This window comes from Micromonospora craterilacus, from assembly GCF_003236315.1.
GTDB classification, from domain to species: domain Bacteria; phylum Actinomycetota; class Actinomycetes; order Mycobacteriales; family Micromonosporaceae; genus Micromonospora; species Micromonospora craterilacus.
Genome location: NZ_POTY01000128.1, coordinates 1 through 19,917, shown reverse-complemented (window position 1 = coordinate 19,917; position 19,917 = coordinate 1). Strand labels below are relative to the sequence as shown.

Sequence of the window (19,917 nt, the reverse complement as noted above, 5' to 3'; positions counted from 1 at the left end):
GCCGGGTTCTGCGCGAAGTGGGCCGACGGATCCGGCCAGGTGCCGGGCGGAGCCGGATACCCGGGTGGGGCCGGATACCCGGGTGGGGCCGGATACCCGGGTGGGGCCGGATAGGCAGTCGCGGTCGGGTAGCCGGGCCATGTCGGGTATCCCGCTGGGTCCGGATAACCGGGCGGTGGCGGATAACCGGGTACCGCCGGATAGCCCGTCGGGTAACCCGATGCTGCCGGATAACCCGCCGGGTAGCCGGGGGCTGGCGAGTAGCCGGGCGCAGGCGGCTGGTCCGCTGGCGGGAGGTAGCCGGGAGGCAGCGGGTAGCCGGGAGGCAGCGGGTAGCCGGCTGGCACGGCGTAGGCGGCGAGGTGCGTGGCCAGGCCGGCTGCGGTGGACAGGCGCGGCGGCGCACCCTGCTCGGCCTTCGGCACGAACCAGCGGTGCGCCGGTGGCAGCGCCAGCAGCAGCACCACGGCCGCGGTGAGCAGCAACAGCGCCACCACACCCAGGCCGGTCAGCGGGAAGAGCACCCCGTCGAACGGGTCCTGCGCGCCGTACAGGGCCTCGCTGAAGTCCGACGCCGACCAGAAGTCGTCTTCCGGCGGCAGGTCGTCGATGTAGGGCTCCTCGGGGATGCTCAGCATGAAGCCGAACGGCAGCAGGAATGAGGCGAAGCAGGCCGGCACGGCGCAGAGCAGCAGCTGGGCTCCGCCGGCCACGAAGACCATGATCCGGGCGGTGTTGCTGCCCTGGCGTACCCGGGGTGCCGTCAGCGCGTACGCGAGTGCGAACAGCAGGAGGGGTACGGCGAGGACCATCGACATGGTGATGTTGGTCCAGCGCTCACCGCGTACCTCGTTCGGGTCGGCGTCGGGAACCTGCCGCACGGCCCGGTCGATCGAGGCGTCCCAGTGGATCGCCTCGACGACCACCAGCGCGACGAGTCCGAGCAGGACCAACGCGGCGGCGAGTTGGAGCCAGAAGGCGACGGTGACGGTGGCCGGGCGAGGCGGTCGGGGCGGGGGAACGGCGGCCGGAGACTCGGCGGTCGCGGTCATGGCACGGACGGTAAGGCCCGGCCGCAAGCGCGGGCAGCACCGATCGGACGGACTTGACCGGGCGGATGGATCACGCTCCGGCGAGCCGCTCCGCGGCGTACTCTCCGACCGTCGTGCTGTCCAGGACGCAGCCGGTGGCGGTGTGCAGCTCCGCCGGGTCAGCGCGCATCGCGGTCCAGGCCGCCCGGCCGGCCGCCGGGTCGAGCTGCTCCAGCAGGGTGGCGGCGTACACCCGGCCCGCCGGTTCGGCGGTCGCCAGCAGGTGGTCGAGCTGCTGGCGTACCTCCTCCGGGTGGTCGGCCGCAGCCGCCGCGACCCGCTGGTACGCCTCGGTCTCCGGCAACAACGACCCCACGATCCCCACTCCGCCGAACGCGACCCTGCCCGCCACAGCAAGTTCCGCGACGGCCGCCGTCAACTCCGAGTCCTGCTCACTCCCCGACATGCCTCCCATCCTCGCCCCGACGGCCCGGATCCGCCCGTCAGAAACACGAGGCGTCGGACCCCCGATGGACGGAGCCCGAGCCGGATACGGGGACCCAGGTCGTGGGCCCCCGCACCGGGCCGCGGTCAGGCGGCCGTCACCGCAAGGCCGTCCTTGCCGTCGGCGAGGTCGACCCGCACCGTGTCGCCGTCGCGGATCTGGCCGGCGAGCAGGGCCCTGGCGAGCTGGTCGCCGATCGCGGACTGGACCAGCCGGCGCAGCGGGCGGGCACCGTAGATCGGGTCGTACCCGTGCTCGGCGAGCCAGGTGCGCGCGGTGTCGGTGACGTCCAACGACAACCGACGGTCCGCGAGACGCTTCCGCATCCGCGCCAACTGGATGTCCACGATGGCCCGCAGGTCGTCGCCGTGAAGGGCGGCGAAGACCACGATGTCGTCGAGCCGGTTGAGGAACTCCGGCTTGAAGTGCGCCCGGACCACCGCGAGGACGCCCTCGCGGCGCTGCTCCTCGGCGAGCGTCAGGTCGCCGATCACCGAGGACCCGAGGTTCGAGGTGAGGATCAGGATCGCGTTGCGGAAGTCGACCGTGCGGCCCTGACCGTCGGTGAGCCGGCCGTCGTCGAGCACCTGGAGCAGGACGTCGAAGACGTCCGGGTGGGCCTTCTCCACCTCGTCGAGCAGGATCACCGAGTACGGGCGACGGCGCACCGCCTCGGTGAGCTGGCCGCCTTCCTCGTACCCGACGTAGCCGGGCGGGGCACCGACCAGGCGGGCCACGGAGTGCTTCTCGCCGTACTCGCTCATGTCGATGCGGACCATGGCCCGCTCGTCGTCGAAGAGGAACTCGGCGAGCGCCTTGGCCAGCTCGGTCTTGCCGACTCCGGTCGGGCCGAGGAAGAGGAAGCTGCCGGTCGGACGGTCCGGGTCGGCGACGCCGGCCCGGGCCCGGCGTACCGCGTCGGAGACCGCGCCGACCGCCTCGGCCTGGCCGACCACGCGCTCGCCCAGCGACTCCTCCATCCGCAGCAGCTTGGCGGTCTCGCCCTCCAGCAGCCGGCCGGCGGGGATGCCGGTCCAGGAGGCGACGACGGCGGCGATGTCGTCCGCGCCGACCTCCTCCTTGAGCATCGCGCCGTCGGACTGGAGCCGGGCCAGTTCCTCCTCGGCCCGGGCCAGCTCGGCCTTGAGCGCGGGGATGCGGCCGTACCGCAGCTCGGCGGCGCGCTCCAGCTCGCCGTCGCGCTCGGCCCGCTCGGCCTCGCCACCGAGCCGCTCCAGTTCCTCCTTGGCGGTGGAGAGCTTGGTGATGTGACTCTTCTCCAGCTGCCAGCGCTCGGAGAGCGCGGTGAGCTGCTCGCGCTTGTCGGCCAGCTCCTTGCGCAGCCGTTCGAGGCGCTCAGCGGAGGCGGCGTCCGGCTCCTTGGCCAGCGCCATCTCCTCGATTTCCAGCCGGCGCACGGCCCGCTCGATCTCGTCCACCTCCACCGGACGGGAGTCGATCTCCATCCGGAGCCGGGACGCGGACTCGTCGACCAGGTCGATCGCCTTGTCCGGCAGGAACCGGTCGGTGATGTACCGGTCGGAGAGGGCGGCGGCGGCGACCAGGGCGGCGTCGGTGATGCGTACGCCGTGGTGCACCTCGTAGCGCTCCTTGAGCCCGCGCAGGATGCCGATGGTGTCCTCGACGGTCGGCTCGCCCACCAGCACCGGCTGGAAGCGGCGCTCCAGAGCCGGGTCCTTCTCGATGTGCTCGCGGTATTCGTCCAGCGTGGTGGCGCCGACCATGCGCAGCTCGCCGCGGGCCAGCATCGGCTTGAGCATGTTGCCGGCGTCCATCGAGCCCTCGCCCTTGCCGGCACCGACCACCGTGTGCAGTTCGTCGAGGAAGGTGATGACCTGCCCGTCGGAGTTCTTGATCTCCTCCAGCACGGACTTGAGTCGCTCCTCGAACTGGCCCCGGTACGACGCACCGGCCACCATCGCGCCGAGGTCGAGCGAGACCAGCTTCTTGTCGCGCAACGACTCGGGCACGTCTCCGGCGACGATCCGCTGGGCCAGGCCCTCGACGATGGCGGTCTTGCCGACACCGGGCTCGCCGATCAGCACCGGGTTGTTCTTGGTACGCCGGGACAGCACCTGGATCACCCGACGGATCTCGGAATCGCGGCCGATCACCGGGTCGATCTTGCCGTCCCGGGCGCTCGCGGTCAGGTCGACGCCGTACTTGGCCAGGGCCTGATAGGTCTGCTCCGGGTCGGCGGTGGTCACCCGACGGTCCCCGCCACGAACCGTGGGGAAGGCGGCGACCAGCGTCTCCTCGGTGGCACCGGCCCCCTTCAGCGCGCCGGAGACGGCGCCGCCGACCCGGGCCAGCCCGGCCAGCAGGTGCTCGGTGGAGGTGTACTCGTCGCCCAGCGGCCGGGCGATCTGCTCGGCGGCACCGATGGCGTTGACGAACTCGCGAGCCAGGGTCGGCTCGGCGATGCTGGAGCCGCGGGCGGCGGGCAGCGCCTCCACGGCGCGCTCGGCGGCCCGGCGCAGCTCGGCCGGGTCGGCCCCGGCGGCGCGCAGCAGACCGGCCGCGGTCGAGCCCTCGGTGTCCAGCAGCGCCAGCAGCAGGTGCCACGGCTCCACGGTGGCGTGCCCACGCTGGTTGGCCAGGGCGACGGCACCGGTGATGGTCTCGCGGCTCTTGGTGGTGAGGCGTTCGGTGTTCATGGGCTCCCCTGGATCGGTGTGTCCACTGATACCGACAGAACCAGAGTTGAGCCTATTCCACTCAAGACCAAGCCTGTGATCTGCACCACTCCAGACCCGCAGCCGTTACGAGACCGATCCGTCGATCATGCAGTAGGACTGTTGGCGTCTTGGCAAGATCGTGCTCGATGCTGGATCGAGTGGCCTCCCGTCGACCTCGACACCACTCGATCCCGGATCGAGCACGATCTTGACTGCGCGGACCGAACCGCGTCCCGACATGCGAGATCGCAGGGGCCAATCTCGAAGTCGGGAGCGGGTCAGTCCGTTTCGAGGATCACGGCCGTCCAGGTGAGGTCGGCGAAGGTGCCGACACCCAGCAGGATCTCCTCCTGGGCGCCCGCGAACAGGGTGCCGTCGGGCAGCAACCGCAGGAGGTGATCGCCGGTGAGCGGCCAGGGCAGGTCCACGTACCGGCCTTCGGCCACCGCGCCGGCGCCGCGCGGGCTGACCACCGCCGCGATCCCGCCACCGAGCGGGACCGCCCACCCCCTCGGCGGGTGCCCCTCGGCGGACACCAGCTTCCAGTCCCGGCCTTCGAGCCGCCACAGCGCCGGGAAGCTCGTCCGGTCGGGCCGCTCGCCGATCAGCCAGAGTTCGCCGACCGCCTGCACCCGGAGCACGCCCACCTCGCCTTCGGGGGCCGGCACCGGAGTCTTCTGCCAGCTCCGCCCCTCGTCGATGGAGATCGCGGTGTGCAGGCGGCCGTCCTCCCCCGCTCCCGCGACCACCAGCGGCCCGCCGTACTCGGTGCCGTCCTGGGTCACTATTCGCCCGTCACCCTCGGCGACCGTGTTCAGCACGGGTACCGGCGGTTGCGCGGGCAGCGGGCGCAGCTTCCTGCCGTCCCAGCGGCCGACCTTTCCCGAGTCCACGATGAGCTGGAACCGCCCCTGAGCCGCCTGCCACTGCGGAGGCGACTTCTCACCCGGGGTGTGCCGGAAGGTCTTGCCGTTGTCGGTGGACGTCCACCAGCCGTGCGGTTCGGCCCACAGGGCCAACACGCCTGGGGCGGCGTACATCTGCTGGTTGTCGGCGACCGGCTTCGGGTGGCGCAACCGCTGCCAGGTCCGGCCGCCGTCCCGGGTCGACCAGAGCAGTGCGCGACAGTCCGGGCCGGGCGGGCGGCCGTCGCACGCGCCGAAGAGGGCGTACCCCTGCTCGGCGTCGACGAACTCGACGAACGGCGGGTCGTACCGCTCGGGGACGGCCAGCCGGGTCCGGCGGGTCTCCGCGACGGGCGCGGGGGACGGCGGCGGTCCGGACGGGTCGGTGCTGGCCGGCGTCGGCGCGGACGAGGTCGGCGCGGGCGGAGTCCGGCGGACGTCCCCGATCGAGCAGCCCGACACGATCACTACCAGGGCAAACAGTGGCAACCAATGAGTCCGGCGCGCAATCATTCCGCCTCCGTCCCGGGAGTAGCCTGAGCGCGTGCGAGTACGTGTCGAACAGACTGCCCTACCGGGGATCGGCGTACGTCACGACATGGTGACGGAATCCGGCCGCCGGCTGGGGGTGGTCTCCCACCGCAATGGTCGCCGCGACCTGGTCCTGTACGACCCGGACGATCCGGACGGCTGCTCAGCGGACATTCCGCTCACCGACGACGAGGCGGAGGCGCTCGCCGACATCCTCGGCGCGTCGCTGATCCTCGGGCAGCTCTCCGGGCTGCGCGAGCAGGCCGCCGGGCTGCTCACCGAGCAGATCGCGATCCCGGCCTCGTCGGTCTACGTCAACCGGCCGCTGGGCGACGCGAAGGTCCGCTCCCGTACCGGTGCCTCGATCGTGGCCATCCTGCGCGCCGGCGAAGTGATCGTCTCGCCGGTGCCCACCTTCCGCTTCGCGGCGGGCGACGTGGTGGTCGTCGTCGGCAACCGGCAGGGCCTGGACGGGGTGGGGGCGATCTTCGCCGACAACGACCTCACCGGCTGAGGCGCGGATGCACGATTTCACCAGCCTGCTCATCGAGGTGGGCGCGCTGCTGTTCCTGCTCGGGCTGCTCGGCCGGCTCGGCCGCCGGGTCGGGCTCTCGCCGATCCCGCTGTACCTGCTCGCGGGGCTGGCGTTCGGTCACGGCGGCGTCCTGGAACTGAGCGCCAGCGAGGAGTTCTTCGCCATCGGTGCGGAGATCGGCGTGATCCTGCTGCTGGTGATGCTCGGTCTCGAGTACTCGGCGGACGAACTGGTCGGCAACCTGCGGTCGGCCGCGCCGGCCGGGCTGATCGACGCGGTGCTCAACGCGCTGCCGGGCGCGGCGTTCGCCCTGCTGCTCGGCTGGGGCTGGGTGGCCGCCGTGGTGCTCGGCGGGATCACCTGGATCTCGTCCTCCGGCGTGATCGCCAAGATCCTGGCCGACCTGGGCCGGCTCGGAAACCGGGAGACGCCGGTGATCCTCTCGGTGCTCGTGGTCGAGGACCTGGCGATGGCGTTCTACCTGCCGCTGGCGACCGCGCTGCTGGCCGGCGTCGGACTGGTCAAGGGCGGCGTCGCGCTCGGGATCGCCGTGCTGACGGTGGTCACGGTGCTGGTGGTCGCGCTCCGTTACGGCAACCTCATCTCCAAGGCCATGTCCGCCGACAACGCCGAGGCGCTGCTGCTCGGGGTGCTCGGCCTGACCCTGCTGGTGGCCGGGGTCGCGGCGCAGCTCCAGGTGTCGGCGGCGGTCGGCGCGTTCCTGGTCGGCATCGCGCTCTCCGGCCCGGTGGCCCACCACGCCACCGAACTGCTGTCCCCGCTGCGCGACCTGTTCGCCGCCGTCTTCTTCGTCTTCTTCGGGCTGGCCACCGACCCACGGCACATCCCGCCGGTGCTACTGCCCGCACTGCTGCTGGCGGTGGTCACCATGGGGACCAAGACGCTGACCGGCTACCTGGCGGCGCGGCGGGCCGGCATCGCCGAGCCGGGTCGCTGGCGCACCGGGCTGGCGCTGGTGCCCCGGGGTGAATTCTCCATCGTCATCGCCGGGCTCGCGGTGAGCGCCGGCAGCGTCGAGCCGAAACTGGCGGCGCTCGCCGCGACCTACGTGCTGATCACGGTCGTGACCGGGCCGATGTTGGCCCGGCTGCCGGATTTCGCCTGGTTCAAGCGGTGGCTGCGGGCCCGGGCGGCGCTACAGCGGGCCCGGACGGCGGCTTCGACGGCGGACCGAGCGTGACGGCTGACGGTCGGGTCGACCGTCAGGGCGACCCGACCCGTCCAACAGATGCCGAATTGCTTCCTGGAGGGGCTACCCGTACTCACCGGTACCGCGTTACCGTGTCGCCCCAGCAGCCAGGGTTCGCGGTGGGCCGACGCCTCCGCGGGCGAGAGCGGAAGGTCGGCCGGTGAGCGTGCAGGAGTCAGCGTTCCACGGCTTTGCCAACCCCGTCGACCCGACCCCGGCGGAGTTGCGAGCGTGGGCGTACCACCCCGATTCGGTGCCGTTGACGTCCATGCCGCCGGACTGGGACCTGCTGGTCTCCGGTGACCGGCTGGTGATGACGCTGTTCGAACTGGCCATGGACGGAAGCTGTCCGGCGCGGCGGTTCGCACTGCACTGCCTCTACATCTACGCCGCCGACGGGATCCGGACGAACTTCCGGGCCCATCCGAAGCGGCGCTTCCGCAAGCTGGTGGACCAGGCCGAGCGGAACGGCGACGAGATGATGCGTGTCTGGGCGCACAACAGCCGGACCCTGCTGTCCCGGCCGGATCTGTTCGTCTACCGGGACTGGTGCGAGGGCGGCCTGGTTCGGGAGGGCCGGCGGCTCTAGGTCGTCCTGGTTTTTGCGGTGGGGTGTGGCCCGGCCATGCCCGGCGAACGGGCCGGGACCCCCCGTGGCTCCCGGCCCGCACGTCGGCGGATCGTCAGCGTGCCGACCCGCCCCGCTCGCGGCGATGCTGCCCGGAACGCGCCTGGCCCGGGCCGTGGCCGCCCTGACCGCCCTGACCGCTGAACCGGCCGCTCCTGACCTGGTCGGCGAAGCGTCCCTTGGTGATCCGGTCGAATCGCATTCGGACGTCCTCGGCCAAGCGGTCGAGCCGATGCTCCGCCGATTCGGCCACCTTCTTAGCCGATTCCGTCATGGCTCCCCCCGCCAGATCGGAGTCCGGATTGAGATGGTTGGACCTGATTTTTCGAGGCTAGCGGAGACAACCCGGCCCGCGCTCGGGTTTGCCGAACTGCGCCGGCGGCGGGCGAGGGTCAGCGGCCGGGGCTGCGGCGGGGACGCCAGACCACCAGGGCGGTGGAGGTCTGGTTGGTCGGTACGAGGTCGCGGCCGGGGAAGCGGGCCAGCGACTCCAGCTCGGCCATCCGGCGGTACGCGGCCTCCAGCTCGGCCTCCATCTGGGCGACCCGTTGCTGCGCCTGCTCCAGCAGCTGCTCCAGGCCGATGATCCGCTTGATCCCGGCGAGGTTGACCCCGTCGTCCTGACTGAGCCGCTGCACCTCGCGCAGCAGCACCACGTCCCGGACGCTGTACCGGCGCCCACCACCGGCCGCCCGGCCGGCCTGCACCAGGCCGAGCCGGTCGTACTGGCGCAGCGTCTGCGGGTGCATCCCCGCCATCCGGGCCGCAACCGAGATCATCAGCACCTTGGCCTCGTAGGCAGGGTCATCCGAACCGACGAACCCGTCCGCCATCCCGCTCACCTCCGCACCGCTTCACCGATCAACCGAATCGACGCACCCGCGCGTCAAGATGTTCCCGAGCCGCCGGCGGGGTCTGCGCGGCGAACGTCTCGAGCGCCGCCCGCGCCTCGTCGGACACTCCCGCCGGCACCACCACGTCGAGCGTGACCAGCAGGTCGCCGACCTGACCGTCCCGGCGGCTCACCCCCTTGCCGCGCGCCCGCAGGATCCGCCCGCTCGGCGTACCCGGCGGCACCCGGAGGGTCACCGCCCCGTCCAGGGTCGGTACCCGCAGGTCGGTGCCGAGCACCGCCTCCGCGAACGTGATCGGGACGGTCAGCGTGAGGTCGTCGCCGGTGCGCCCGAGGATCTCGTCCGGCCGCACCTTGACGTGCACGAACAGATCACCCGCCGGGCCGCCGCGCTCACCCGGCTCGCCTCGGCCGGCCAGCCGGATCCGCTGGCCGTCGGCCACCCCGGCGGGGAAGCGGACGTTGAGCGTACGGGTCTTGGTCACCCCGCCGGTGCCCTGGCACTCCGGGCACTTCTCGTCCACCACCGTGCCGACGCCCTGGCAGTTGCGGCACGGCTCGGAGAAGCTGAACGCCCCCTGGTTGCGGGTGGTCACCCCGGCGCCCTGGCAGACCGGGCAGGTCCTCGGCTGGGTGCCCGGCTTGGCGCCGTTGCCGTGGCAGGTGTCGCAGACCCCGGGGGCCCGCAGTGTCAGCGGCAGGGTCACCCCCCGGACGGCGTCGTGGAAGTCGAGCGCCACCTCGGTCTCGACGTCGCGGCCTCGCGCCGGACCGAGGGCGCCGCCGCCTCCCGCGCCGCCCGAGAAGATCGAGCTGAACAGGTCGGAGATGCCACCACCGGCGAATCGGCCACCGCCCGACGACGCGCCGCCGAACAGGTCGGAGACGTCGAACGGCGCGCCACCGCCCGGCTGGCCCGGCGGGCGCGCGCCACGCCGGAACGCGCCCGACCCGAACAACGAACGCATCTCGTCGTACTCGCGGCGCTTCGCGTCGTCGCCGAGTACCGCGTACGCCTCGGAGAACGCCTTGAAGCGCTCCTCGGCCTTGGGGTCACCGGGATTGTGGTCCGGATGCGACTCGCGGGCCAGCTTCCGGTACGCCTTCTTGATCTCATCGGCGGGGGCGGTCTTCGTCACGCCCAGGACCGCGTAGTAGTCCTTCTCGATCCAGTCCTTGGAACTCACCCGGGCACCTCCTCCCCACCTCTGGACCCGGACCGTCCCGCCCGCCGGGTCACGGCGGGCGGGACGGTCCGGTCACCGTCGCGCACTATTCCGGGTCGGCGACCGCGACCAGCGCGGGCCGCAGCAGTCGCTCACCGATCTGGTAGCCCCGACGCATCACCTGTACGCAGGTGGGCTCGGTGACGTCGGCCGAGGTCTGGTGGGCCACCGCCTCGTGCAGCGTCGGGTCGAACGGGTCGCCCTGCTCACCGAACGGGGTCAACCCGAACTTGCCCAGCGCGGTGGTCAGCTGCTCGGCCACCGAGCCGAACGGGCCGACCAGGTCACCGTGTTCCCGGGCCCGGTCCAGGTCGTCCAGGATCGGCAGCAGCGCGGCGAGCACAGCCGCGGTCGCCTGCTCGGTGACCAGGCCACGGTCACGCTCGACCCGCTTGCGGTAGTTGGCGTACTCGGCCGACACCCGCTGCAGGTCCCGCGTGCGCTCCTCCAGGTCGGCACGGACCGCCTCCAGCTCGGCACCGGCGGCTTCCGACGGCTCGCCGGCCGACGGTTCCCCGGCCGGCTGAGCCGGCGAGTCCACCACCGGCGGGCCGTCCGTGGACGGCTCGCTCAGCGCGGCCGCCTCGACCTCGATCGCGTCGACCACGACCTCGGCGTCCTCGACCAGACCCTCGGCCGGGGCGTCCGACCCGGCGTCGGCGGCCGTACCGTCCGGCTCCGGGGTTTGGCTGATCTTGCGGTTGTTGCGGATGACGACCCGCGGCGCGTCGCCGGCGGCCGGCTCGGACGCCGGGCCACCCGACGCCGACCCGGTGGCACCCGGATCGGCGGCTCGGGGCTTCTCCGTCATACGACTACCTCATCCCTCTGCCCGTGGACTCGTGCCGCGAGGAGCGTCACTTCTTGTCCTCGTCCACGATCTCCGCGTCGACCACGTCGTCCGCACCGGGCCGCGCGCCGCCGGCCTGCGCACCACCGGCATCGGCACCGGTGGCACCCGCGGCACCGCCGGCACCGGCCGCGCCACCCGACTGGCCCTGCTCGGCCTGCTGGGCGTAGAGCAGCGAGCCCGCCTCCTGGGAGACCTGCGCCAGCCGCTCGTGCGCCGACTTGATCTTATCGATGTCGCTGCCGCCGAGGGCACCACGCAGCTCACCGAGGGCCTCGTTGAGCTTCTCCCGGTTCTCGGCGGGCAGCTTGTCACCGTTCTCGGCGAGGAACTTCTCGGTCTGCCACTGCAGGGCCTCGGCCACGTTGCGGCTCTCGGCCTCGTCGCGGCGGCGCTTGTCCTCCTCCGCGTGCTCCTCGGCGTCGCGGCGCATCCGCTCGATGTCATCCTTCGGCAGCGAGGAGCCGCCGGTGATGGTCATCTTCTGTTCCTTGCCGGTGCCCAGGTCCTTGGCGTGCACGTTGACGATGCCGTTGGCGTCGATGTCGAAGGTGACCTCGATCTGCGGCACACCGCGCGGGGCCGGCGGGAGGCCGGTCAGCTCGAAGGTGCCGAGCTTCTTGTTGTACGCGGCGATCTCACGCTCGCCCTGGAAGACCTGGATCAGGACCGACGGCTGGTTGTCGTCGGCGGTGGTGAAGACCTCGGAGCGCTTGGTCGGGATGGTGGTGTTGCGCTCGATCAGCTTGGTGAAGATGCCGCCCTTGGTCTCGATGCCCAGGCTCAGCGGGGTCACGTCGAGCAGCAGGACGTCCTTGACCTCGCCCTTGAGCACACCGGCCTGCAGGGCGGCGCCGACGGCGACGACCTCGTCCGGGTTGACGCCCTTGTTGGGCTCGCGGCCGGTGAGCTGCTTGACCAGCTCGGTCACGGCCGGCATCCGGGTCGAGCCGCCGACCAGGATCACGTGCTCGACGTCGGCGACCTTGATTCCCGCGTCCTTGACGGCCTGCTCGAACGGGCCCTTGCAGCGGTCCAGCAGGTCCTGCGTCATCCGCTGGAACTCGGCCCGGCTGAGAGTCACGTCCAGGTGCAGCGGGCCGGCCGCGCCAGCGGTGATGTACGGCAGGTTGATGTTGGTGGTGGCGGCGGCGGAGAGCTCGATCTTGGCCTTCTCGGCGGCCTCCTTGAGCCGCTGCATCGCCATCTTGTCCTGCGACAGGTCGATGCCGTGCTCGCCACGGAAGGTCTTGACCAGGTGATCGATGACCCGCTGGTCCCAGTCGTCGCCACCGAGCAGGTTGTCACCGCTGGTCGACTTGACCTCGATGACACCCTCGGCCAGCTCCAGCAGCGACACGTCGAAGGTGCCGCCGCCGAGGTCGAAGACCAGGACGGTCTGCTCCTTGGAGCCCTTGTCCAGCCCGTACGCCAGGGCGGCCGCGGTCGGCTCGTTGACGATCCGCAGCACGTTGAAGCCGGCGATCTCACCGGCCTCCTTGGTGGCCTGGCGCTGGCCGTCGTTGAAGTAGGCCGGGACGGTGATCACCGCGTCGGTGATCTGCTCGCCCAGGTACGCCTCGGCGTCCCGCTTGAGCTTCATCAGCGTCCGGGCCGAGATCTCCTGCGGGGTGTACTTCTTGCCGTCGATGTCGACGGACCAGTTGGTGCCGATCTCCCGCTTGACCGAGCGGATCGTCCGGTCCGGGTTCGTCACCGCCTGGCGCTTGGCCACCTCGCCGACGAGCACCTCGCCGTTGCGGGCGAACGCGACGATCGACGGGGTCGTCCGCGAGCCTTCAGCGTTGGCGATGACGGTGGGCTCACCGCCCTCCAGAACGCTGACGCAGGAGTTCGTCGTGCCGAGGTCGATACCGACCGCACGTGCCATCTTCGCTTCCTCGCTTCGTAACGTTGAGCAGGTGACCGACCGTCGCCCTGCCTGGCGGGCGCCGCCCGCAGCGACCCCACCTCAAGTTGAGTGAACTTGACTCAATAGTGCCACGCCCCCGGAAATCGTCAAGTCAAGGTTGAGTCGGATAGGCGCAACTCAGTGCATGCTACCGACTGGTTGTCTTACTTGTGTCGGTCGGGCACGCTTTAGCGGTGACGTCGAACGGCGATTCCGCCTCACGCTCCGGCGCGCCCGCCGTCGCAGCCCGCACCGGCTTCACCGACGGCGGGGAGGACCGGCCCGCGGCCACCGGGGACGACACCCTGCCCGACGCCCTGACCGGCCTGCGGGCCGCGATCGGGGCGGCCCGATTCCCGCTGGCCCTGCCCTCGGCCGAGCCGGCCGGGCGGATCGGCGCCGCCCTCACCGACCAGCTCGACGACTACCTGCTGCCCCGACTCTCCCGCCTCGACGCGCCGCTGCTCGTGGTGGTCGGCGGGTCCACCGGCGCCGGCAAGTCGACTCTGGTCAACAGCCTGGTGCAGGCCCGGGTCAGCGCCGCCGGGGTGCTGCGGCCCACCACCCGCTCGCCGGTTCTGGTCTGCAATCCGGCCGACTCGCCCTGGTTCCGCCGGGGCGAACTGCTGCCCGGGCTGACCCGCACCAACCAGCCCAGCGAGAATCCGCGCACCCTGCATCTGGTCACCGCCCCGGCGCTCGCCCCCGGGCTGGCGTTCCTGGACGCCCCCGACATCGACTCGGTGGTCGACGCCAACCGGGCGCTGGCCGGCCAACTGCTCGCCGCGGCCGACCTCTGGCTCTTCGTCACCACCGCCGCCCGGTACGCCGACGCGGTGCCCTGGGAGCTGCTGCACGGCGCGCGGGCCCGGGGCGCGGTGATCGCCCTGGTGCTCGACCGGGTGCCGGCGGAGGCCACCGACGAGGTCGCCGCCCACCTCGCCGAGATGCTCGCCGAGCAGGGTCTCGGCTCGGCGCCGCTGTTCGTCCTGCCGGAAACCTGGGTCGACGGGCAGGGCCTGCTGCCCGGCCGGATCACCACGCCCCTGGCGGACTGGTTCGCCCGGCTCGCCGCCGACGCGGACGCCCGCTCGGCGGTGATCCGGCAGACCCTGGGCGGCGCGCTGGCCGCCCTGCAACCGGCCGTGGAGAGTCTGGCCGGGGCCGCCGACGAGCAGGTGGCCGCCGCCGACGCGCTGGACGAACGGGTACGCGCCGCGTACCGGGCCGCGAACCACACCGTCGAACAGGGGCTGCGCGACGGACGGCTGCTCCGCGGCGAGGTGCTCGCCCGCTGGCAGGAGTTCATCGGCACCAGCGAGTTCTTCCGCACCCTGGAGGCACGGATCGGCCGGCTGCGGGACCGGATCACGGCCGCGTTCAGCCGACGGCCGGCACCGGCCGTCGAGCTGCGCGACGCGATCGAGTCCCAGCTGGTCACCCTGCTGCGGGGCGTGGCAGCCGAGGCGGCCGACCACGCGTACACCGGATGGAAGGCCCACCCGGCCGGGGCCGCACTGCTCGAACCGGACCTCGCCCAACACTCGCCTGACCTGCCCGAACGCGCCGAGCGGCTGGTCCGGGACTGGCAGCGCGGCGTGCTGGAGCTGGTCCGGGCCGAGGGCGGCGACCGGCGCTTCGTGGCCCGGACGGCGGCGTACGCGGTGAACGCCACCGGGCTGGCCGTGATGATCGCGGTCTTCGCCTCCACCGCGTTCATCCCGACCGGACTGGAGGTCGCCACCGGGGCCGGCACCACCGTCGCCGGGCAGGCCGTGCTCCAAGCGATCTTCGGCGACCAGGCCGTGCGTACGCTGGCTGGCAAGGCCCGGGAAGACCTGCTGGAGCGGACCCGGGCCCTGCTGGACTCCGAGGCCGCCCGCTACCTCGCCCGGACCGACCAGGCGCGGCCGGCGGCCCAGGCCGCGATGGCGCTGCGCCAGGCGGCCGAACAGGTGGAGACGGCCCGGTTGCACAGCGGATTCGCCGCCCCCGCGCTGAGCACCCCGGCGACCGACCAGGGACAGCCGTGACCGGCATCGGCGAGCGCCTGCGGGAGGCGTTCCGGGCCGACGGGCCGGTGGACCCGGACCAGTTGGTGGCCCGGCTGGAGGCGGTGCACCGGTTCCTCGGCATCGTCGACGGCCACCTGCCGGACACCCCGCTCGTCCCGGCGCGCACGCTGGTCGAGCGGGCCGGGACCCGGCTGTCGCTGTCCCGCGATCACACCGTCGTGGCGCTGGCCGGTGCGACCGGCAGCGGCAAGTCGAGCCTGTTCAACGCGATGGCCCGGATGGACCTGTCGCCCGTCGGGGTACGCCGGCCGACCACCGGCGTGACCCACGCCTGCGTCTGGGGGCCGCTCGACGGGGGCACCCGGCTGCTCGACTGGCTCGGTGTGCTGCCCCGGCACCGGTTCGTCCGGGAGAGCGTGCTGGACGGCGACGACGAGTCCACCCTGCACGGGCTGATCCTGCTCGACCTGCCGGACTTCGACTCCGTGCAGCACGCGCACCGGCTGGAGGTGGACCGGCTGCTCGGCCTGGTGGACCTCGTGGTCTGGGTGGTCGACCCGCAGAAGTACGCCGACCGGGTGGTGCACCGCAGCTACCTCCGCGAGTTCCACCAGCACCGGGACGTCACCCTGGTCGTGCTCAACCAGACCGACCGGCTACCCGCCGCCGACGTGCCCCGGGTGCTGGCCGACCTGCGCCGGCTGCTCGACAAGGACGGGCTGGACGAGGTGCCGCTGCTGGCCTCCACCGTCGCCGACCCGACCGGGCCGGACGGGCTGCGGGCGGCGCTGGAACGCACCGTCGCCGAGCGGCAGGCCGCACTGCGCCGACTCTCCGGGGACGTGGACGCCGTGGTCGCCGCGCTGGACGAGATGGTCGGGGCACCCCGGCCGGCGCTCGCCCCGGACGATCCCGCGGTCGACGCGTTGGACCGGGCGCTGGGTGCCGTGGCGGGGGTGCCGGCGGTCGTGGCGGCGGTCGAGCAGGCGTACCGGCACCGGGCCGCGTCGGCCACCGGCTGGCCGCTGACCCGGATCTGGCGGCGGCTGCGCCCCGACCCGCTGCGCCGGCTGCACCTGTCCGGCCCGCCGGGCGACCCGGCGGAGAGCCTGGTCGCCGCGACGTCCGTACCCGAGCCCAGCGCCGCCGACAAGTCCGCGCTGGCGCTGGCGCTGCGTACGGTGACCGAGCGGGCCGCCTCGGGGCTGCCGAGCATCTGGCCGGACTCGGTGGCCACCGCCGCCCGCGCCCGCCTCGGCGACCTGCCGGACGCGCTGGACCGCGCGGTCGCCGGCGCCGACCTGGGCATGAACCGGCCCCGGACCTGGTGGCGGCTGGTCGGCGGGCTGCAGTGGCTGGTGACCCTCGCCGCGGCGGCCGGGCTGGGCTGGCTGGTCCTCGGCTACGCACTACGGGCCCTGGGGCTGCCGGAGCTGCGGCCACCGATGGTCGGCGAGGTGCCCGCGCCGACCCTGCTGCTGCTCGGTGGACTGCTGGCCGGGCTGCTGGTCGCGGCCCTGACCCGGCCGTTGGCGCGGTGGGCAGCCCGGCGGGCCCGCCAACGGGCCGAGACGCGACTGACCAGTGCGGTGGCCCTCGTCGGTGACGAGTACGTGCTCGCCCCGGTGCGGGCGGTGATCGCCGCACACGCCGACGCCCGGACCGTCCTGGAGGTCGCCCGGCACCGGTGAGGTTCGCGGCTCCGTGCCGAGACCGGCCCACGCCGGTCGGTTCGCTCACCGCGTGACCGGGCGGCGAGCGGCGTAGGGTCGGGTCATGGCCACGCCACTGACCCCCTACGACGCGGTGCTGCACGCCGCACGCGACGTGACCAAGCTCGACTCGGCGCTCGACGCGGAAATGCTCGGCGCGGCACTGCTGGGCAGCGTGTACGAGGTCGCGGAGACCGATCGGGACACGGCGGTACGCGATTTCGTGGCCGGATTCCTCGCGGCCACCTCGCGACGGCGGACCGCAGCGGCAACCACCGTACGCGCGGTCTTCGCCGCCCTGGTGCCGGACGCGACCGGCGCGGAGCGGGTACGCCCCGGCGCCGCCGCACCTGCCTGGTCAGGTCAGCTCGGCAAGGTCCACCTCACCGGCACCTGGGCGTACGGTGACGTGTACGGCGACCAGACCTCGTACCTGGCCACCTTCGCGTACGACGACGTCTCCGGCGGGCCGGAACACGCGCTGGTGGCGCTCGTCGACCACAACATCGGCATCACCAAGGACGTCTTCGTCGGCGGGCCGGCCAGCCGGATTCTGGAGCAGGTCCGGCAGTTGTGTGCCGCCGACGAGCTGACCTGGTTCCGGGAGGAGAACCCGACCCGGATGCGCGACGAGGTGACCCGGCACCTGGCGGTCACCGACCGCCTGGGTCAGCTGCCCGGGACGAGTTCGCTGGCCACGGATCGCGCGCTGGTCGGGGCCCGGTTGGCGGTCCTGCCCGCCGCGACGACCCCACCGCCCCGGCTGCCCGACGATCCGCTGCCGGACGCCGAGCGGGCCGCGGAGATCCGACGCTTCCTGGCCGCACCGGAGGCGGCCCGCGCCGGCCTGGACGCGGTCGACGGCGCGGAACTGGCCTCCCTGCACTTCTGCCTCGGCCTGCTGCTCGACCACGCGGCCACCTTCCCGGACGCCGACCCACTGCGCTGGAGCCCGACGGTGGCCGGGTTGTTCCTGCTGGACTGGGTGCACCGCCGGGCGGTGCTGGACATGGACGACGCAGCGATGCTGCCCCGGGTGCTCCGCGCCTGGACCGGTTACGCGGCCCGCCGGCGCGGGCTGCCCGCGTCGGCCGGGACCGGAACCGACGCCGCGATCGAGGAGATGGTGCCGGAGTTCGTCCGGCTCTACGCCACCGGCGAGCGGCGCAGCCCGGCGACCGCCGCCGTCGCGCAGCTGATGGCCGACGGCGTCGACCCGGACGACCCGGCCGCCCTCGATGCCTGGATCGACGCCAACCGCCATCGCCTCGCCGACGACGGCTGATCGCCGGGGAAGCGGGGCCGCCGCCCGGCGGTATCTGGCTGGCCCAGGCCGGCTGGGAGGCGGCGCCGCGGTCAGGGTTCGACGAGGGCGAGCCGGCGCGGGGCGACGCCGACGGTGAGGCGCTGCCCCCAGTCGAGGGCGAGCCGGTCGGATTCCAGGCCGTCGGCGAAGACCACCAGGCCGTCGGACTCGGCGGTCAGTTCCAGCCGGGCGGCACCGTCGAGGCGGCCGGCGGTGAGACTCACCCCGGTCACCGGGGACGGCCACGCCTCCCGGACGAACCAGCACAGCGCCTCCTCCTCCGGGGCGGGTGGGCGCGGCGCGCCCGGACGGTCGCGCGCGATGGACGCGCACCAGCCGGTCGCCCCCGTACCGCTGCCCACCACCACACCGGAGGAGGAGTGCCGTTCCCGCCGCTCCCGCCCGTCCAGGGGCACCGAGAGCAGGTAGCGGGCGGACTGATGGGAGGCGTGGCCGACGTACACCTCGTTGAGGCCGACGAGTTCCTGTCCGTCGTCGAGCGCGGCACGGACCATTGCCCGCGACTGCACTCCCGCCGCGTTCGCGGCCACCGCCGGTAGCAGGCCGGTCAGCTGGCCCGCCCGGTGCCGGACCAGCACCCCGGCGTTGCGCCCCGGCTCCGGGTCCACCCCGATCACCGGCTGCCCGCTCAGGTACTTCGCGACGTTCGCGACCAGGCCGTCCGGCCCGACCGCGACCACGATGTCCTCCGGCCCGAACAGGAAGCGCGGCAGGTCGACCCGGTCCACCGCACCGCGCCGCCAGTCCGCCGGCACGGCGGCGCCGACCGTGGTCAGCGCCGCCTGGAGAGCCTCGTGCCGGTCGACCACCTCGGCCAACTCCCGCCCCCGGGCGGCCAGGTACCAGGCCGCGGCGGCCCGGGTGCCGTGCCGGGCCAGCAGCTCGTCCAACTCGCTGCGCCGGCTGACCACCACCACCCGGGGTGCCAGCCCGGGCCCGGCCCACCGGTCGTTGCCCGGTTCGCCCGTGGTGGCCCCGCCGGGCCGGGTCGCGCTCATCGGGGCGCGGCCAGCCGGGTGAGCAGGTCGGTCAGCACGTCGGGGGTGACGGTGAGCTGCCCGATCTCCGGCAGCTGCCCGGCGAGCTCCCGGATCGTCAGGGCCCGCAGCACCTCCGGCGGGAGGTCCGCGTACGCGGCCAGCTTGGCGCCCTCGACCTCGGCCTCGGCGTGCCCGACCGCGCGTACCCCGTCGGCCTTGCCGACGGCCAGCACCCGCTCCTTCTCGGCCTCGGCGGCGGCGAGCACCCGGGCCCGTTCGGCGGCGGCCGCGTTGGCCACCTTCTCCCGCTCGGCCCGCCCCTGCGCGCCGGCCAGCTCGGCCGCGGCCTCCAGCTCGACCCGGCGTCGCGAGTTGGCCCCGTGCTGCTCGACGAGCTGCTGCTCACGCCGGGCCAGCTCGATCTTGTTCTGGAGCTCGTTCTCGGCGATCGCCCGTTCCTGCTCGACCGCCTGGGCCCGGCGGGCGTACGTGGCGCGGTCGGCCTGGACCTGGACCGCCTCCCGGGTGGGGGTCTGCAGGGCGCGTTCCAGCTCCGGCTCGGGCCGGATGGCCACCACCCGGGCGCTGACCACCGCCACCCCGATGTCGGCCAGCCGCGGCTCGGTGGCCAGCGCGGCGGAGACCGCCTCCCGGACCGGCGCGACGGTGGTCAGCGCCTCAGCCAGCGGAACCCGGGCGAGCAGGTCGAGGGCGGGCTGCTGGGCCAGTTCGGCAAGCAGGGTGGCCACCTGGTCGAGCGGGCGGGCCCGGGCCTTGCCGGTACGCGGATCCACCGAGAAGTCGAGCCGGCCGGCGGCCAGGGCCGGATCGGCCACCCGGTAGGTGACGGTGGCCTGCACGGTGATGTCGGCGAAGTCGCCGGTGCGGGCGTGGAAGAGCAGCGGCAGCTCACGGTCGTCCACCGGCACCTCGCTGAGCACCGCGCGCAGCGGGCGGTACCAGAAGGACTGCCCGACCCCCTCGCGGCGGACCCGCCC

General features: G+C 73.2%; 16 protein-coding genes and 1 pseudogene. 6 read left to right on the top strand and 11 right to left on the bottom strand.

What is annotated here, in order from left to right:
- The 4 genes and pseudogenes from C1I95_RS34835 to C1I95_RS19830 form a co-directional block, all read right to left on the bottom strand.
- Positions 1-1,052 (bottom strand): annotated as a pseudogene (locus C1I95_RS34835) (hypothetical protein); the annotation flags it as partial.
- A gap of 70 nt (positions 1,053-1,122) precedes the next feature.
- Complete coding sequence (locus C1I95_RS19840) at positions 1,123-1,497, bottom strand: hypothetical protein (RefSeq protein WP_111215319.1); 375 nt, start codon at positions 1,495-1,497, stop codon at positions 1,123-1,125.
- A gap of 125 nt (positions 1,498-1,622) precedes the next feature.
- Positions 1,623-4,214 (bottom strand): ATP-dependent chaperone ClpB, encoded by a 2,592-nt coding sequence (gene clpB, locus C1I95_RS19835; protein WP_111215318.1) that lies wholly within the window; start codon positions 4,212-4,214, stop codon positions 1,623-1,625.
- Between the two features lie 299 nt (positions 4,215-4,513).
- Positions 4,514-5,629, bottom strand: a complete 1,116-nt coding sequence (locus C1I95_RS19830) for a hypothetical protein (protein WP_146605767.1) — start codon at positions 5,627-5,629, stop codon at positions 4,514-4,516.
- Positions 5,630-5,684: 55 nt separating this feature from the next.
- On the opposite strand from C1I95_RS19830, the gene C1I95_RS19825 reads away from it, so the two are divergent.
- The 3 genes from C1I95_RS19825 (at position 5,685) to C1I95_RS19815 (ending at position 8,005) form a co-directional block, all read left to right on the top strand.
- Positions 5,685-6,185: a cation:proton antiporter regulatory subunit gene (locus C1I95_RS19825; RefSeq protein ID WP_111215316.1), complete on the top strand. Its 501-nt coding sequence runs from the start codon at positions 5,685-5,687 to the stop codon at positions 6,183-6,185.
- Between the two features lie 7 nt (positions 6,186-6,192).
- Entirely contained in the window at positions 6,193-7,407 is a 1,215-nt protein-coding gene (locus tag C1I95_RS19820) for a cation:proton antiporter (RefSeq protein ID WP_111215315.1), read from the top strand.
- 169 nt (positions 7,408-7,576) lie between these two features.
- Positions 7,577-8,005 carry a hypothetical protein gene (locus C1I95_RS19815; RefSeq protein ID WP_111215314.1) on the top strand — a complete coding sequence of 143 codons (429 nt, stop codon included), beginning with the start codon at positions 7,577-7,579 and terminating at the stop codon, positions 8,003-8,005.
- Positions 8,006-8,099: 94 nt separating this feature from the next.
- On the opposite strand, the gene C1I95_RS19810 is transcribed toward C1I95_RS19815, so the two are convergent.
- The 5 genes from C1I95_RS19810 to dnaK form a co-directional block, all read right to left on the bottom strand.
- On the bottom strand, positions 8,100-8,318 hold the full coding sequence (locus C1I95_RS19810) for a hypothetical protein (RefSeq protein ID WP_111215313.1): 219 nt from the start codon (positions 8,316-8,318) through the stop codon (positions 8,100-8,102).
- Positions 8,319-8,436: 118 nt separating this feature from the next.
- On the bottom strand, positions 8,437-8,877 hold the full coding sequence (locus tag C1I95_RS19805; protein WP_111215312.1) for a heat shock protein transcriptional repressor HspR: 441 nt from the start codon (positions 8,875-8,877) through the stop codon (positions 8,437-8,439).
- 28 nt (positions 8,878-8,905) lie between these two features.
- On the bottom strand, positions 8,906-10,084 hold the full coding sequence (dnaJ, locus tag C1I95_RS19800) for a molecular chaperone DnaJ (RefSeq protein WP_111215311.1): 1,179 nt from the start codon (positions 10,082-10,084) through the stop codon (positions 8,906-8,908).
- Positions 10,085-10,169: 85 nt separating this feature from the next.
- The gene (gene grpE / locus C1I95_RS19795) at positions 10,170-10,934 is read right to left on the bottom strand and encodes a nucleotide exchange factor GrpE (RefSeq protein WP_111215310.1); all 765 of its coding nucleotides are present in this window, start codon (positions 10,932-10,934) and stop codon (positions 10,170-10,172) included.
- A gap of 46 nt (positions 10,935-10,980) precedes the next feature.
- A complete protein-coding gene (dnaK, locus tag C1I95_RS19790; RefSeq protein ID WP_111215309.1) occupies positions 10,981-12,864 on the bottom strand; it encodes a molecular chaperone DnaK in 1,884 nt (627 codons plus the stop codon).
- Positions 12,865-13,079: 215 nt separating this feature from the next.
- On the opposite strand from dnaK, the gene C1I95_RS19785 reads away from it, so the two are divergent.
- The 3 genes from C1I95_RS19785 to C1I95_RS19775 all read left to right on the top strand — a co-directional run bounded on the left by C1I95_RS19785 (position 13,080) and on the right by C1I95_RS19775 (position 17,897).
- Positions 13,080-14,918 carry a GTPase domain-containing protein gene (locus tag C1I95_RS19785; RefSeq protein ID WP_111215308.1) on the top strand — a complete coding sequence of 613 codons (1,839 nt, stop codon included), beginning with the start codon at positions 13,080-13,082 and terminating at the stop codon, positions 14,916-14,918.
- Positions 14,915-16,591 carry a GTPase gene (locus C1I95_RS19780; protein ID WP_199523821.1) on the top strand — a complete coding sequence of 559 codons (1,677 nt, stop codon included), beginning with the start codon at positions 14,915-14,917 and terminating at the stop codon, positions 16,589-16,591. Before C1I95_RS19785 ends, C1I95_RS19780 begins: the two co-directional genes overlap by 4 nt.
- Before the next feature lie 85 nt (positions 16,592-16,676).
- Positions 16,677-17,897: a hypothetical protein gene (locus tag C1I95_RS19775; protein ID WP_111215307.1), complete on the top strand. Its 1,221-nt coding sequence runs from the start codon at positions 16,677-16,679 to the stop codon at positions 17,895-17,897.
- Positions 17,898-17,968: 71 nt separating this feature from the next.
- Here the strand turns inward: C1I95_RS19775 and C1I95_RS19770 are convergent, their stop codons facing one another.
- Together C1I95_RS19770 and C1I95_RS19765 are read right to left on the bottom strand one after the other, a co-directional pair.
- Positions 17,969-18,937: a hypothetical protein gene (locus C1I95_RS19770; protein WP_233513762.1), complete on the bottom strand. Its 969-nt coding sequence runs from the start codon at positions 18,935-18,937 to the stop codon at positions 17,969-17,971.
- Positions 18,934-19,917 (bottom strand): SPFH domain-containing protein (locus C1I95_RS19765; RefSeq protein WP_111215306.1); only part of this gene is annotated, 984 nt, incomplete at its 5' end. The genes C1I95_RS19770 and C1I95_RS19765, both read right to left, overlap by 4 nt.